Source organism: Streptomyces sp. DI166 (genome assembly GCF_900091315.1).
In the GTDB taxonomy this organism is placed as follows: domain Bacteria; phylum Actinomycetota; class Actinomycetes; order Streptomycetales; family Streptomycetaceae; genus Streptomyces; species Streptomyces fuscus.
Window position 1 is genome coordinate 69058 of the sequence record NZ_FLSP01000032.1, and the last position, 13168, is coordinate 82225.

General features: G+C 72.9%; 12 protein-coding genes. 6 read left to right on the top strand and 6 right to left on the bottom strand.

Annotated features, from left to right (window positions below; genetic code table 11):
• Positions 1-10 precede the first annotated feature (10 nt).
• Positions 11-907, top strand: coding sequence for a carbohydrate ABC transporter permease (locus tag GA0115233_RS17915; protein WP_093721236.1), 897 nt, complete (start codon positions 11-13; stop codon positions 905-907).
• Positions 908-1023: 116 nt separating this feature from the next.
• On the top strand, positions 1024-2457 hold the full coding sequence (locus GA0115233_RS17920) for a GH1 family beta-glucosidase (protein WP_093721237.1): 1434 nt from the start codon (positions 1024-1026) through the stop codon (positions 2455-2457).
• 161 nt (positions 2458-2618) lie between these two features.
• Here GA0115233_RS17920 and GA0115233_RS17925 read toward each other — a convergent pair whose 3' ends face one another.
• The 3 genes from GA0115233_RS17925 to GA0115233_RS17935 all read right to left on the bottom strand — a co-directional run bounded on the left by GA0115233_RS17925 (position 2619) and on the right by GA0115233_RS17935 (position 6295).
• Positions 2619-4082 (bottom strand): glycoside hydrolase family 18 protein, encoded by a 1464-nt coding sequence (locus GA0115233_RS17925; protein WP_093721238.1) that lies wholly within the window; start codon positions 4080-4082, stop codon positions 2619-2621.
• Positions 4083-4190: 108 nt separating this feature from the next.
• Positions 4191-5591 carry a sensor histidine kinase gene (locus GA0115233_RS17930; RefSeq protein WP_093721239.1) on the bottom strand — a complete coding sequence of 467 codons (1401 nt, stop codon included), beginning with the start codon at positions 5589-5591 and terminating at the stop codon, positions 4191-4193.
• A complete protein-coding gene (locus tag GA0115233_RS17935) occupies positions 5588-6295 on the bottom strand; it encodes a response regulator transcription factor (protein ID WP_093721240.1) in 708 nt (235 codons plus the stop codon). Before GA0115233_RS17935 ends, GA0115233_RS17930 begins: the two co-directional genes overlap by 4 nt.
• Positions 6296-6406: 111 nt before the next feature.
• Between GA0115233_RS17935 and GA0115233_RS17940 the strand changes: the two genes are divergently transcribed.
• Positions 6407-6940: a hypothetical protein gene (locus GA0115233_RS17940; RefSeq protein ID WP_093721241.1), complete on the top strand. Its 534-nt coding sequence runs from the start codon at positions 6407-6409 to the stop codon at positions 6938-6940.
• 24 nt (positions 6941-6964) lie between these two features.
• On the opposite strand, the gene GA0115233_RS17945 is transcribed toward GA0115233_RS17940, so the two are convergent.
• Both GA0115233_RS17945 and GA0115233_RS17950 read right to left on the bottom strand, forming a co-directional pair.
• Positions 6965-7831 (bottom strand): spermidine synthase, encoded by an 867-nt coding sequence (locus GA0115233_RS17945; RefSeq protein ID WP_093721242.1) that lies wholly within the window; start codon positions 7829-7831, stop codon positions 6965-6967.
• A 319-nt stretch (positions 7832-8150) separates the two neighbouring features.
• The gene (locus GA0115233_RS17950; protein ID WP_093721252.1) at positions 8151-8507 is read right to left on the bottom strand and encodes a hypothetical protein; all 357 of its coding nucleotides are present in this window, start codon (positions 8505-8507) and stop codon (positions 8151-8153) included.
• Positions 8508-8804: 297 nt separating this feature from the next.
• Here GA0115233_RS17950 and GA0115233_RS17955 point away from each other — a divergent pair, with 297 nt between their 5' ends.
• On the top strand, positions 8805-10247 hold the full coding sequence (locus GA0115233_RS17955; RefSeq protein ID WP_093721243.1) for a hypothetical protein: 1443 nt from the start codon (positions 8805-8807) through the stop codon (positions 10245-10247).
• An 8-nt stretch (positions 10248-10255) separates the two neighbouring features.
• On the opposite strand, the gene GA0115233_RS17960 is transcribed toward GA0115233_RS17955, so the two are convergent.
• Positions 10256-10852, bottom strand: coding sequence for a histidine phosphatase family protein (locus GA0115233_RS17960; RefSeq protein WP_093721244.1), 597 nt, complete (start codon positions 10850-10852; stop codon positions 10256-10258).
• A 190-nt stretch (positions 10853-11042) separates the two neighbouring features.
• Here GA0115233_RS17960 and GA0115233_RS17965 point away from each other — a divergent pair, with 190 nt between their 5' ends.
• The gene (locus GA0115233_RS17965; protein ID WP_093721245.1) at positions 11043-12020 is read left to right on the top strand and encodes a phosphatase PAP2 family protein; all 978 of its coding nucleotides are present in this window, start codon (positions 11043-11045) and stop codon (positions 12018-12020) included.
• Positions 11971-13113: a hypothetical protein gene (locus GA0115233_RS17970; protein WP_093721246.1), complete on the top strand. Its 1143-nt coding sequence runs from the start codon at positions 11971-11973 to the stop codon at positions 13111-13113. Before GA0115233_RS17965 ends, GA0115233_RS17970 begins: the two co-directional genes overlap by 50 nt.
• The last annotated feature ends 55 nt before the right edge of the window (positions 13114-13168 follow it).

A 13168-nucleotide genomic window follows, 5' to 3' on the forward strand; every position in this document is an offset into this window, starting at 1 on the left:
GAGACCGGCCGTGACGACGACCCTGACGAAACAGCCCGAGACAGCCTCCAAGCGCTCCCGGCGCCCCAAGGCGGCCCGCGCGGGCGGCACCCTGCACGCGGGACCGATCGCGTACGCGGTGCTCGCCCTGTTCACCATCGTCTCGCTGTTCCCGCTGGTCTGGACGGCGATCGCCGCCTCCCGGGACAACCAGCGCCTGGCCGAGACACCGCCGCCGTTCTGGTTCGGCTCGAACCTCTTCGACAACCTCGATCTGGCCTGGAACGACGCCAATCTGGGCGAGGCGTTCATCAACACCACGTTCGTGGCGGGTGTGTCGGCGCTGACCATCGTGTTCCTGTCGACGATCGCCGGGTTCGCCTTCGCCAAGCTGCGCTTCAAGGGCCGCAACGCGATGATGCTGATCGTGATCGGCACGATGATGGTGCCGCCGCAGCTCAGCGTGATCCCGCTGTACATGATGGTCGCCAAGCTCGACTGGTCCGACCAGCTCCAGGCGGTGATCCTGCCCTCGCTGGTGAGCGCGTTCGGTGTGTTCTTCATGCGGCAGTACCTGCTCCAGGCGCTGCCCGACGAGATCATCGAGGCCGCCCGCGTGGACGGCGCGAGCAGCTGGCGGGTGATCTGGCACGTGGTGTTCCCGGCGGCCCGTCCCGCGATGGCGGTGCTGGGCATGCTGATGTTCGTGCAGACCTGGAACGACTTCCTGTGGCCGTTCCTCGTGCTCACCCAGAACGGCAACCCGACCGTGCAGGTCGCGGTCGCGGGCCTGGGCCGCGGCTACACGCCGGACCAGTCCCTGATCATGGCGGGCGCGCTGCTGGGCACGCTGCCGCTGCTGATCGTGTTCGCGATCTTCGGCAAGCAGATCGTGGGCGGCATCATGCAGGGCGCGGTCAAGGGCTGACGCCCGCACCGCCCCACCCCCTCCCCCGGGGCCGGGTCAGCGCCGCTCCGGCCCCTCCTTTTCTCCTTCTTCCCTCCTACCCGTCGGCCCGGCCGACCTCCTATGGGAGCGCTTCCATGCCTGATTCGCAGCCGGTGACCCCGGTGACCTTTCCTCCCGCCTTCCTCTGGGGCGCGGCCACCTCGGCGTACCAGATCGAGGGCGCGGTGCGGGAGGACGGCCGTACCCCGTCGATCTGGGACACCTTCAGCCACACCCCGGGCAAGACGGCCGGTGGTGAGACCGGTGACATCGCTGTCGACCACTACCACCGCTTCCGTGACGACGTGGCGCTCATGGCCGACCTGGGCCTGACGGCGTACCGCTTCTCCATTTCCTGGTCGCGGGTGCAGCCGACCGGGCGGGGGCCCGCGGTCCAGCGGGGTCTGGACTTCTACCGCAAGCTGGTGGACGAGCTGCTCGCGCACGGCATCAAGCCCGCGGTCACGCTCTACCACTGGGACCTGCCGCAGGAGCTGGAGGACGCGGGCGGCTGGCCGGAGCGGGACACCGCCTACCGGTTCGCCGAGTACGCGCAGATCGTCGGCGAGGCCCTCGGCGACCGGGTGGAACAGTGGATCACCCTCAACGAGCCCTGGTGCAGCGCCTTCCTGGGCTACGCCTCCGGGGTGCACGCGCCGGGCCGCACCGAACCGGTGGCCGCGCTGCGGGCGGCGCACCACCTCAACCTGGCGCACGGGCTCGGCACGAAGGCGCTGCGCTCGGTGATGCCGGCCCGCAACCAGGTCGCGGTGAGCCTGAACTCCTCGGTGGTCCGGGCGGCTTCCGACGACCCGGCGGACCTGGCGGCCCGGCAGCGCATCGACGACCTGGCCAACGGCATCTTCCACGGCCCGATGCTGCACGGCGCCTACCCGCAGACCCTGCTGGCGGACACCGGGCGGCTCACCGACTGGGCGTTCGTCGAGGACGGCGATCTCGACCTGATCAAGCAGCCGTTGGACGCGCTCGGCCTCAACTACTACACGCCGACGCTGGTGTCGTCCGCCGCCTCCGCTCCGGCCGGCCCGCGCGCGGACGGTCACGGCGAGAGCGCCCACTCCCCCTGGCCGGGCGCGGACGACATCGCCTTCCTGCAGACCCCGGGCGAGCGCACCGAGATGGGCTGGACGATCGACCCGTCCGGGCTGCACGAGCTGATCATGCGGTACACGCGTGAGGTGCCGGGTCTGCCGATCTACATCACCGAGAACGGCGCGGCCTACGACGACAAGCCCGACCCGGACGGCAAGGTCCACGACCCGGAGCGGATCGCCTATCTGCACGGCCATCTGACGGCGGTGCGCCGTGCCATCGAGGACGGCGCCGATGTCCGCGGCTACTACCTGTGGTCCCTGATGGACAACTTCGAGTGGTCCTACGGCTACGGCAAGCGCTTCGGCGCGGTGTACGTCGACTACGCGACGCTGCAGCGGACGCCCAAGTCCAGCGCCCTGTGGTACGGGCAGGCGGCCCGGGCGGGTGCGCTGCCGAGCGTGGAAGCGGTCTGAGCCGGTCTCTGTCCGAGTCCGTCCGAGTCCGTCCGATCCGGACCCTCGGGGGAGGGGAGCGGGGCGCGGCGCGTCGAGGAGGGGACGTGCCGCGCCCCGGCCGGATGGGGGGAAGACCGGCCGGGGCGCGCCCCCCGTGGGCCTGGGCTGCTTGCTCGGGCCTACTTGTAGGCCGCGAACGCCTTGCTGAAGGCGTTCTTCTCCTGGTCTATGGAGCTGCAAGTGGCGTCGGCCGCGGGCTTGGGGCCGCCGGGGCAGGCCTTGTCGCGGGTCCCGGACCACATCGACAGCCAGCCGAGGCCCTTGGACTTGGCGAAGTTCACCAGCTGGGTGGCGTCCTCGACCTTGAAGACCTCCGTGACCACGTCGTTGACGCCGATCATCGGGGTGACCGCGACGGTCTTCCACGCGGCGCTCTCGCTGAGCCCGAGAACGCCCTTGATCTGGGCCTGGGTGGCGGTGGCGGCCTGTTCGGCGTAGGTGCCCATGTCGCCGCTGTAGGCCGGGCCGTAGTCCATGGCCATGATGTTGACGGCGTTGATCTTCACGCCGTTCTTCCTGGCGTCGGCGAGCAGGTCCACGCCGGGCTGGGTCAGGCCCTCGGGCATCACCGGCAGGGTGAAGGAGACGTCCAGATCCGGGTGCTGCTTCTGCAGCTTGGCGATGGCCTGGGCGCGGCGGGTGTTGGCCGCGGCGTCGGGCAGCGCGCCGCCCTCGACGTCGAAGTCGACCTTGGTGAGGTCGTAGGCGGTCACGACCTTCTCGTACGCCGCCGCCAGCGCGTCCGCCGAGGAGCAGGTGGTGGCCAGTTCACTGCCGGCCGCGCCGCCGAACGAGACACGGACGTCGCCGCCCTTGGCGCGCAGCGCGCCGATCTGGCTCGCGACCGCGTTGCTCCCGAGGTCGCTCACCCCGCCCCACTTGGGGGTGCAGCCGCCGCCGTCGGTGATGAAGGCGAGGTTGTAGTTCTTCACGCCGGTGGCGTCGGCGGTGCCGACGAGGTCGAAGGCGGGGAAGAGCGAGGTGTCGACGTACGGGGCGAAACCGGCGTTGGTGGTGGTGCCGCTGCCGGTGGACTCCGTGGGCTTGGGGTCCGTGGTGGTCTGCGTCGGGGTCGGGGTGGGCGTCGGCTTGACGGTGGGGGTGGCCGTGGGGGTCGGGGTCTCGGTGGGGCGGCCGGTGGGCTCCGGGGTGGCGCCGCCGTCCGTGGAGCACTTGACGCCGTCGACGACACAGCCGGTCGGGTCGCCGTTGCCGTTGACGACGAAGCCGACGGTGATGGACTCCTTGGGGGCGAGGCCGTCCTTGTCCCACTTCGGCGGCTTCACGGTGACCCGCGAACCGCTCACGCTGGACTCGGCGTTCCACAGCGAGCCGAGCTTCGCGCCCGCGGGGAGGTCGAAGGTGAGGGTCCAGTCGGCCTTGGTGGAGCCGGTGTCGTTGGTGACGACGTACTGGGCGGTGTAACCGGTCTGCCAGTCGCTGGTCTTGGTGTACACGGCGCCCACGCCGGCCGCCTGGGCGGTGCCGGTGAGGGCGAGGGCGCCGCCACCGACCACGGCGGCGGCGACGAGTCCGCCTATCGCCTTGTTCCTGCCGCTGATCCTGCGCCGGTGGGTGCTCATCGCCTGCCTGCTTTCGCTGTGCCGTGTGGGGGATGCGGGAGCACGCTAGCGAGGCCGAATCGGGCAAACGGCCTGATCCAGGCGGCGGTTGAGGATCTTAGGGTGCGCTTAAGGAAGGGATCGGGAGCGGTTAAAGGTCGAGACCAGTCGGCCGCCGCGGCGGCGGCGCACCCGGTGTCCGCGGCGCCGCTCGGGCGCCCGGCCGTCGAGCTGGATCCAGATCCGCACCTCGGTGCCGCCGAGCACGGAGGAGCCGATGCGCACATCACCGCCCGTCGCCTCGGCGAGCCTGCGCACGATGTCCAGGCCGAGCCCGGTCGACCCGTCGGTGCCCGAGCCCCGGCCGCGGGCCATCGCCGCCTGCGGATCGGGTATGCCGGGCCCGGCGTCCGACACCAGCACGATCACCGCGTCCTCGCCGTTGTGCACGTCGACCGCGAAGGCGGTGCCCTCCGGGGTGTGCCGGAAGACATTGCCGAGCAGGGCGTCCAGGGCGGCGGCGAGGTCGGCGCGGGCCACGGGTATGCGCACCGGCCGGTCGACCCCGGCCACCCGCACCTTGCGGCCCTCGTCCTCGGCCAGCGCCGACCAGAACGCCATCCGCTCGCGCACCACTTCGGCCGCGTCGCAGCCGGCGCCCGGACCGGCCGCCTGGGTCTGCGGCTTGGCCTCGCGGGCGGTGCGGATGATGGTGTCGACCTCGCGCTCCAGTTGGGCGACGGCGGCCCGGGTCTGCTCGGCGGCCGGGCCGTCGCCGAGCGAGGCGGCGTTCAGCCGCAGCACGGTCAGCGGGGTGCGCAGCCGGTGCGAGAGGTCGGCGGCCAGCTCCCGTTCGTTGGCGAGGAGTTGGACGACCTGGTCGGCCATGGAGTTGAACGCCGCCGCGGCCAGCCGCAGTTCGTTCGGCCCCTCCTCCGGCACCCGGGCGCCCAGCTTGCCCTCGCCCAGTTCGTGCGCGCCCTCGACCAGGCGCTGCGCGGGCTGCACCATCCGCACCCCGAGCCGGTCGGCGACCGCGACCGAGCCCACGATCAGGGCGATACCGACGGCGGCGAGGACCGCCCAGGCCGTGGCGACGCCGTTGCTGACCTCGGACTCGGGGACGTACACCTCCACAACGGCGATCTCGGCGGAGCTGACCGCGACGGGCTGGAGCAGGGTGGAGCCGCCGGAGACCTCGGTGGTGGAGGCGCGGCCCAGTTCGCGCACGGTGGCGATGTCGTCGTAGTCGGCGCGGCTGCGGCCGATGTCGACGGCGTCGGCGCCGTCGCCCGCCGGTATGTGCACGGCGATGTCCTCGCCGGACCCGGCGGCGGCCACGACCCGTTCCAGCTGGTCGCGGTCGGTGGTGATGGACAGCGCGGGGGCGACGGCGGCGGCCTCCCGCTCGGCGTTGGAGAAGGCGCGGTCGCGGGCCATTTCCTTGATGACCAGGCCGAGCGGTACGGCGAAGGCGAGCACGACCATGGTGGTGACCGCCAGGGAGACCTTGACCAGGGCCCATCTCATCGCGGGGGCCCTTCCTGCGCCGGGGGTTCCAGCTTCACCCCGACCCCGCGCAGGGTGTGCAGATAGCGGGGGTTGGCGGCGGTCTCGCCGAGCTTGCGGCGCAGCCAGGACAGGTGCACGTCGATGGTCTGGTCGTCGCCGTAGGACTGCTGCCAGACCTCGGCGAGGAGTTCCTTGCGCGGGACGACCACGCCGGGGCGGCCGGCCAGGAAGGCGAGCAGGTCGAACTCGCGGCGGGTCAGGTCCAGGCGTACGCCGTCCAGTTCGGCCTGGCGGCGCAGCGGGTCGACGGTGAGGCCGCCGACGCGCAGCACCGACTCCGGGGGCGCCTCGCCCACGGTGGCCCGGGACCGGCGCAGGACGGCGGCCATACGCGCGGACAGGTGCTCGACGGAGAACGGCTTGGTGAGGTAGTCGTCCGCACCGGCGTTCAGCAGCCGGACGATCTCCGCCTCGTCGTCTCTGGCGGTGGCGATGATCACAGGGACGTCGGTGATTCCGCGCAGCATCTTCAGCGCCTCGGACCCGTCGAGATCGGGCAGTCCGAGGTCCAGGATGACCACGTCGAAACGGAAATGGGCGACCTCGCGCAGCGCCTCAAGGGCGGTGCCGACGCTGCGCACGGTGTGCGCGGCATCGGTCAGATGCCGGATGAGGGCGGAGCGTACGAACTGGTCGTCCTCGACCACGAGCACACTTGCCATGCGCCGCACCGTACGCCATGCGGGGGACACAGGTCCGGACCTGTGGACAACTCCCCCTGTTGGGGACAGCGGGGCGACACGTGTGGGGCAGGTGAGGCAGTATGGCCCGCGATGCGCAGAGGACTCGTACACGCGTTGGCTTGGTCGCTCGCCACGGGCGCGGCGGTCACGCTGTCGTGGTGGGGTGTCCACACGGTGATGGCCGGCACGGCCTACGACCCGCCGCGCGCCCTGCCCATCGCGGCGGCGGACGCCACCACGCAGGAGTCGAAGCCGGTGTCGTCGTCGACGCGGAGCGCGCCCCCGTCTTCCAAGCCCACCAAGAGCCCTTCGGCCAAGCCGTCCCCGTCGAGGACCGCGAGCCCCTCCACCACCCCCACCCGTACCCCGGACTCCGCCCCCTCCGCCTCCGCCTCCGCCTCCGGCGAGATCAAGGCCTACGACACCAAGGGCGGCCGGGCGGTCTTCGACCTGCGCGACACCTACGCCACGCTGGTGTCGGCGACGCCGGGTACCGACTGGTCGATGCAGGTGTGGAAGACGGAGTCGTGGATCCGGGTGGAGTTCGCCAGCGGCGCGGACCGGGTGTCGGTGTTCTGCACCTGGCACGACAGCGCGCCGCGGGTGGAGATCGGGACGTATTGACGTCCGATCGGGACGTACTGAGGCTTAACGGAAGACCGAGGCCGGGGGCGCCGGGGAGGCGACGGCCGCCGCGTCCGTGACCGGGGTCGCTCCGCCCGTGAAGTCCCTGAGCGTCCTGCCGTGTTCGACGCGGCCCGGGTGCGGGTCGGAGGCGGCGCGCCGGGTCAGTTCGGCGACCGGGAGCGGGTGGTCGGCGGCGACCAGGACGGCGTTGCCGAACCGCTTCCCGCGCAGCACGGTCGGGTCGGCGACCAGGGCCAGCTCCGCGAACCGGGCGGCGGCGGTGGCGATCTGGCCGCGCAGATGCGCCAGCGGCGGTCCGTCGGCGAGGTTGGCGGCGTACCAGCCACCGGGGCGCAGGGCCCGGCGCACCTCGTCGAGGAACTCGGTCGAGGTGAGGTGGGCCGGGGTGCGGGCCCCGCTGAAGACATCGGCGATGACGAGGTCGGCCCAGCCGTCGGGCACCTTGGCGAGCCCGTCGCGGGCGTCCACCGAGCGCACCCGGATCCGGGCGTTGCGGTCCAGGGGCAGTTCGCGCCGGACCATCTGCACCAGGGGCGCGTCCCGCTCGACGACCTGCTGGGTGGAGCGGGGGCGGGTGGCGGCGACGTACCGGGCGAGGGTGAGGGCTCCGCCGCCGAGGTGGACGACCTGGACGGGCTTCCCGGGCGGGGCGACGAGGTCGATGACGTGTCCGAGGCGCCGCTGGTACTCGAAGGAGAGGAAGGCGGGGTCGTCCAGGTCGACGTGCGACTGCGGGGCGCCGTCGATGAGCAGGGTCCAGGCGCGGGCCCGGTCCCGGTCGGGTATCAGCTCGGCGAGTCCGCCGTCCACGGCCTCGACGACGGCGGCGGCCGCGTCCTGGCGCCGGGATTTGTTGGACTTGCCCATCAGGCCATTATGCGGAGCCCGGTCGGATCACGCAGAGGCGGTCATGAACGCGCACCGGGCGAGGGCTCCACGCCGACCGGGGGGACAGCGGCGGGCCCACGCCGGGGATCCGCAGCAGTGCCACTTCCGCCGCCCGCCGGAGGACCACCGACGGCCCGCCGCCGCCTCGCCCCCTGGATCACCCCCCGCACGCCGAACCGGGTCCCGCGCAGAACCCGTACGACAGGTCCGCGGACCGGGCTCACGATCACGGATCCACGGCCCGAGCCCCGCAGGCGCCGTAACGGCACCGGCACTCCCCCGGCCCGTCCGCCGGAGGTCAGCGGCAGTTGTCGGCTGCCTCGATCAGGCGGGCCGCCTCGCCGAGTGCCGCGCGCAGGACCGCGGGGTCCGTGGCGAGGTCCGCCTCGCCGGGGGGCAGCAGCCAGTCGGAGCCCTCCACCGGGGGCTCGGGAGCGAGGCTCAGTCCCCGGCCGTCGGTCTGGGTGCAGGTGCTGCCGGGGACGTCCCATCCGGCGGCGGTTCCCGGCGGGACCACAAACCCGAGGGTGTCGCAGCCGTCGTCGTGCAGGACCGGCCCCACCGCGTCCCCCGCGCCCCGGCGCAGGATGTCGACCGCCTCAAGTCCCTGCCGCGTCGGCACCGTCACCAGATCGCACCGCTGACTGTTCTCCATCCCGGCCTCCACCGCGGAACCCTCCTCGAACCGAGCGGGTCGGGAGTCGGGCGGCTCCCGGTCCACGTGGTTCAACGCGGCCACCTGTCAACGGCTACGGCACAAGTCCGCCGCAAAGGATGGCAGTTCATGGCAGATGCTGGATGAGATATCCGGTTTGTAGCCAAACACCGCGTGACGGGTCCGGTACAGCAGGTACGTTCTTGCCCGCCGGACACCGGGGGTACGAAGCGAACAAAACGTTCAACTCACCATCGGTCCGGCATGGTTCGACGGTTCGCACGAGAGGACCCGGCCATGACGTCGTCGGAGCTGAACTCGTCCCGGCCCACCAGGCCGCCCCGACCGAATCTCGCGTTCCGGGAGTTGCGCGGACAGCGCTCACCGGCCGAGTTCGCCGCGGCGGTACGCAGGGCCGCACGCGAGATCGGGGAGCGGGTCAGCTGTGACGCGCGCTACATCGGACGGGTCGAGGCGGGCGAGATCCGCTGCCCCAACTATGCGTACGAACGGGTGTTCCTGCACATGTTCCCCGGCCGCACGCTGACCGACCTCGGCTTCGCGCCCCGCGCGTCCGTACGCGGACGCCGGTCGCGCGAGGCGGAGGACGCGCCCGTGGGTCCGCTCGCGAGCCCCGCGCTCGCGGTCCGTGAGACGCGGGGGGCGCGCGAACCGTATGACACGCAGGACCCGTACGAAACGCACGAGAGACCCGAGGAGAGCGACGTGCTGCGTCGCGCATTCATGACCGGCTCCGGCGCCACCGTGGCCGCCGCCTCGCTCAGCCCCTTCGGGCTCGCCATCGACGCGACGGCCGCGGAACGCCCCGCGCGGCGGATCGGCACCAGCGAGGTGCAGGCCCTGGAGGAGGCGGTCCGCAGAATCCGGCTGCTGGACGACCGGCACGGCGCGGACGGCCTGTACCGGCGCGCGGCCGCCCCGCTGCGCGCCGCCTACGCGCTGCTGGACGCCGGAACCACCCGGCACGCCACCGGTGAACGGCTCCACTCCGGCGCCGGTGAGCTGGCCATCTCGGTCGGCTGGCTGGCCCACGACTCGGGGCGCTTCGACGACGCGCGCTCGCACTACGCGGAAGCGCTGGCGACCGCCCGGATGGCGGGCGACCCGGCGCTGGAGGCGCACGCCTTCTGCAACACGTCGTTCCTCGCGCGGGACGCCGGGCGCCCGCGTGAGGCGGTGCGCGCCGCGCAGGCCGCCCAGCGTGTCGCCCGCTCCCTCGGCTCCGACCGGCTGATGTCGCTGCTGGCGATGCGCGAGGCGGGCGGCTGGGCGGGGCTCGCCGACCGCACCGGCTGCGCCCAGGCCCTCGCCCGGGCCCAGGTCCTCTACGCGCGGGGCGGCTCGGACGCCGACCCCGAGTGGATGAGCTTCTACGGCGAGGCCGAACTGGAGGCCCTGGAGGCGCAGTGCTGGTCGACGCTGGGCGACTGGAACCGGGCGGCACGGAACGCGAGCCGGGCGGCCGGCCTCCAGGACCCGCACTTCACCCGCAACATCGCCCTGTACACCGCGGAACTCGCCGACGACCTGGCCCGCGGCGGGCGCCCCGACGAGGCGGCGGTGGCCGGGATGCGGGTGCTGGACCTGCTCACCGAGGTCCAGTCGTCCCGGGTCCAGACCATGCTGGCGGGCACCGCGCGCGTACTGCTGCCGCACCGGCGGGCGTCGGGCGTGTCCACCTTCCTGGAGCGGCACGCGAGCCTGCCGAAGGCGGTGTGAGCGAGCTGTCAGGCCGCCAGGTGCCCCACGTCGTTCCAGTGCTCCACCGCCGGCTCCCCGTACGCCCAGCCCAGGACCGACAGCGAGGTCGGGTTCAGACGGATACGGGCCGCGAAGTCCAGCGGCAGGCCCAGCCAGCGGGCGCCTATGGAGCGCAGGATGTGACCGTGGGCGAAGACCAGGACGTCCCGGTCTGCGGAGCGCGCCCAGGCGACCACCTCGTCGGCCCGCGCGGTGATCTCGGCCACGCTCTCCCCCTCGGGGACACCGTCGCGCCAGATCAGCCAGCCGGGACGCAGGGCCTGTATCTCGTCCGGGGTGAGGCCCTCGTAGGCGCCGTAGTCCCACTCCATCAGGGTGTCCCAGGACGTGGCGCGGTCGCCGAACCCGGCGAGTTCGCACGTCTCACGCGCGCGTGCCAGCGGGCTGGTGCGCACCTCGACGCCCGGCAGCCCCTCCAGGGGCTCGCGGTGGAGGCGCTCGCCGAGCAGTTTCGCGCCCCGGCGCCCCTCCTCCAGCAGCGGCACATCCGTGCGCCCCGTGTGCTTCCCGGCCAGTGACCACTCGGTCTGCCCGTGCCGGGCCAGCAATATGCGCGGTGCCATGCGGTCGAGTGCCTTTCCAGGAAATTGCGAGGCGGAGCCCGTCCATCATCCCGCACCCTGGACCGGGGCAACCCGGGGGGCGATCTCAGCGTCTATCAGGGCCGGGGGCGCCCGACAGGGGCGAGCACGTACAACGTAGAGTGGCCCGTCCGCGCAACCGGCGCCACGAGCAGAAGGGGGAGGCGATCGGATGCCGCACGCCGAGTCACCGGGCACTACGGCGGCACCACGAGGCCGTCTCCGCTGGTGGACCGAGCTGCCGCTGATCCTTCTGGTGTACGCGTGCTACTCGGGCGGCCGCCTGCTCGCCCGCGGCGACGTCGCCTCGGCCGTGGACCACGGCCTGACGATCCTGCGCATCGAGAAGCTGCTCTACCTGAACGCCGAGCACCCGCTGAACCGCCTCTTCACCCGCGAGCCGTGGCTGGGGGTGCCGGCGGACTTCTGGTACGCCTCGCTGCACTACCTGGTCACCCCGCTCGTCCTGGTGTGGATCTTCAGGTCCCGCGCGGTGCACTACCGCGTCGCCCGGACCTGGCTGATGACGTCCACGTTCATCGGCCTGATCGGCTTCACCCTGCTGCCCACCTGCCCGCCCCGGCTGCTCGCCCCGACCCACGGCTTCGTGGACACGATGGCGTACTACAGCTCGTACGGCTGGTGGGGCGGCGAGGCCAGCGCCCCGAAGGGTCTGGGCGGTCTGACCAACCAGTACGCGGCCATGCCGAGCCTGCACTGCGGCTGGGCCCTGTGGTGCGGCGTCATGCTGTGGCGCTTCGGCGGCAACCGCATCACCAAGGTCGCCGCGGTGATCTACCCCGTGGTGACGATCATCGTGGTCATGGGCACCGCGAACCACTACTTCCTGGACGCGGTCGCGGGCGTCGCCGTGATGGGCGCCGGACTGCTGCTCACGCCGTACGTGCTGCGCGTCGCGGACCGGGTCCGGGCCCGCTTCGACGGCCGCGGCACGCTGGTCGCGGCGCACTCCGCGCAGGGCGCCGGCGAGTCGACTCCCGCCACCAAGGCCTCAATTGTCAGTGGTGGATGCCAGACTTCCGCGGGTGAGCGATTTCCACGGCAGCGCGAGTCACGGTTCGAGCCCGGAGCCGAGCCGGGTGCCTCCCCCACGGACGCGGGGGACGGCGCTCCGGCAAAGGCTCGCTGAGCTGCGCGGTCCCGAGGTACCGGCCAAGGCGCTGGACGCCCGCGCCCTGGCCGCCCTGGCCGCCAACCCCGGGTGCAGACGGCGCGCGATCCTGGACGGCGCCGGGGTGAACAAGACGGCGCTGGCCGACGCCCTCGGCGCTCCCTCGGCCTTCGGGCAGTCGCAGTTCGCCCTCACCCGCGGCAACGCCTTCGAGGCGAAGGTCAAGGCGGACGGCGGCGCCGAACTGCTGCGGCTGGTGCACGCCAAGCTGGACCGCGCCGCCGAGCCCCCCGAGCGGGCCCACGTACCCGACCTGACCGCGACCGGCCCCGAGGGCCGCACGGCCCGTACGGCACTGGCGCTGCGCGAGGCCGGTGAGGCGCCCGGCACCTGGACGCTGCTGGACCACCCCATGCTGGCGCTCGACGTCGCGGGCTCGCCCGCGTTCCTGGAACCGGACGCGGTGGTGGTGCACCCGGACGGCTCCTGGACGGTCGTGGAGATCAAGTCCTTCCCGATGCTGGACGGCTCCGCGGACCCGGCGAAGGTCGGCGCGGCGGCCCGGCAGGCGGCGGTGTACGTCCTGGCGCTGGAGGAGGTCGCCGCGCGCCTGTCCGAGCACGGCACCGCCCCGCGCGTACGTCACCGGATCCTGCTGGTGTGCCCGAAGGACTTCTCCAACCAGCCCACCGCCTCCGCTGTCGACATCCGCAAGCAGCGCGCGGTCACCGCCCGGCAGCTGGTCCGGCTCACCCGCATCGAGGAGATCGCCGACACCCTCCCCGAGGGCACCTGCTTCGACCCGGCCCTGCCGTCCGCCGCACTGACGGCGGCCGTGGAGTCGGTCCCCGCGACCTACACCCCCGAGTGCATGTCCGCCTGCGAACTGGCCTTCCACTGCCGCGACCGCTCCCGCGCGGCGGGCGCGGTGACCTCCCTGGGCCGCGCGATCCGGGCCGACCTCGGCGCCCTGTCCACGGTCGACGACGTCCTCGCGGCGGCCCACGGCACGGCGGGCGACCCCACCGACCCGGCGGTGGCGGCCCTGCGCCGGGCCGCCCGGCTCCGCGCGGAGGCGCTGGGCGCGAGGGAGGCGGTCACGTGTCCTTGATCGTCCCCGCGGGCGGCCCGTCACCGGCCGGCACCCCCGCCACGGCCCGGACCTG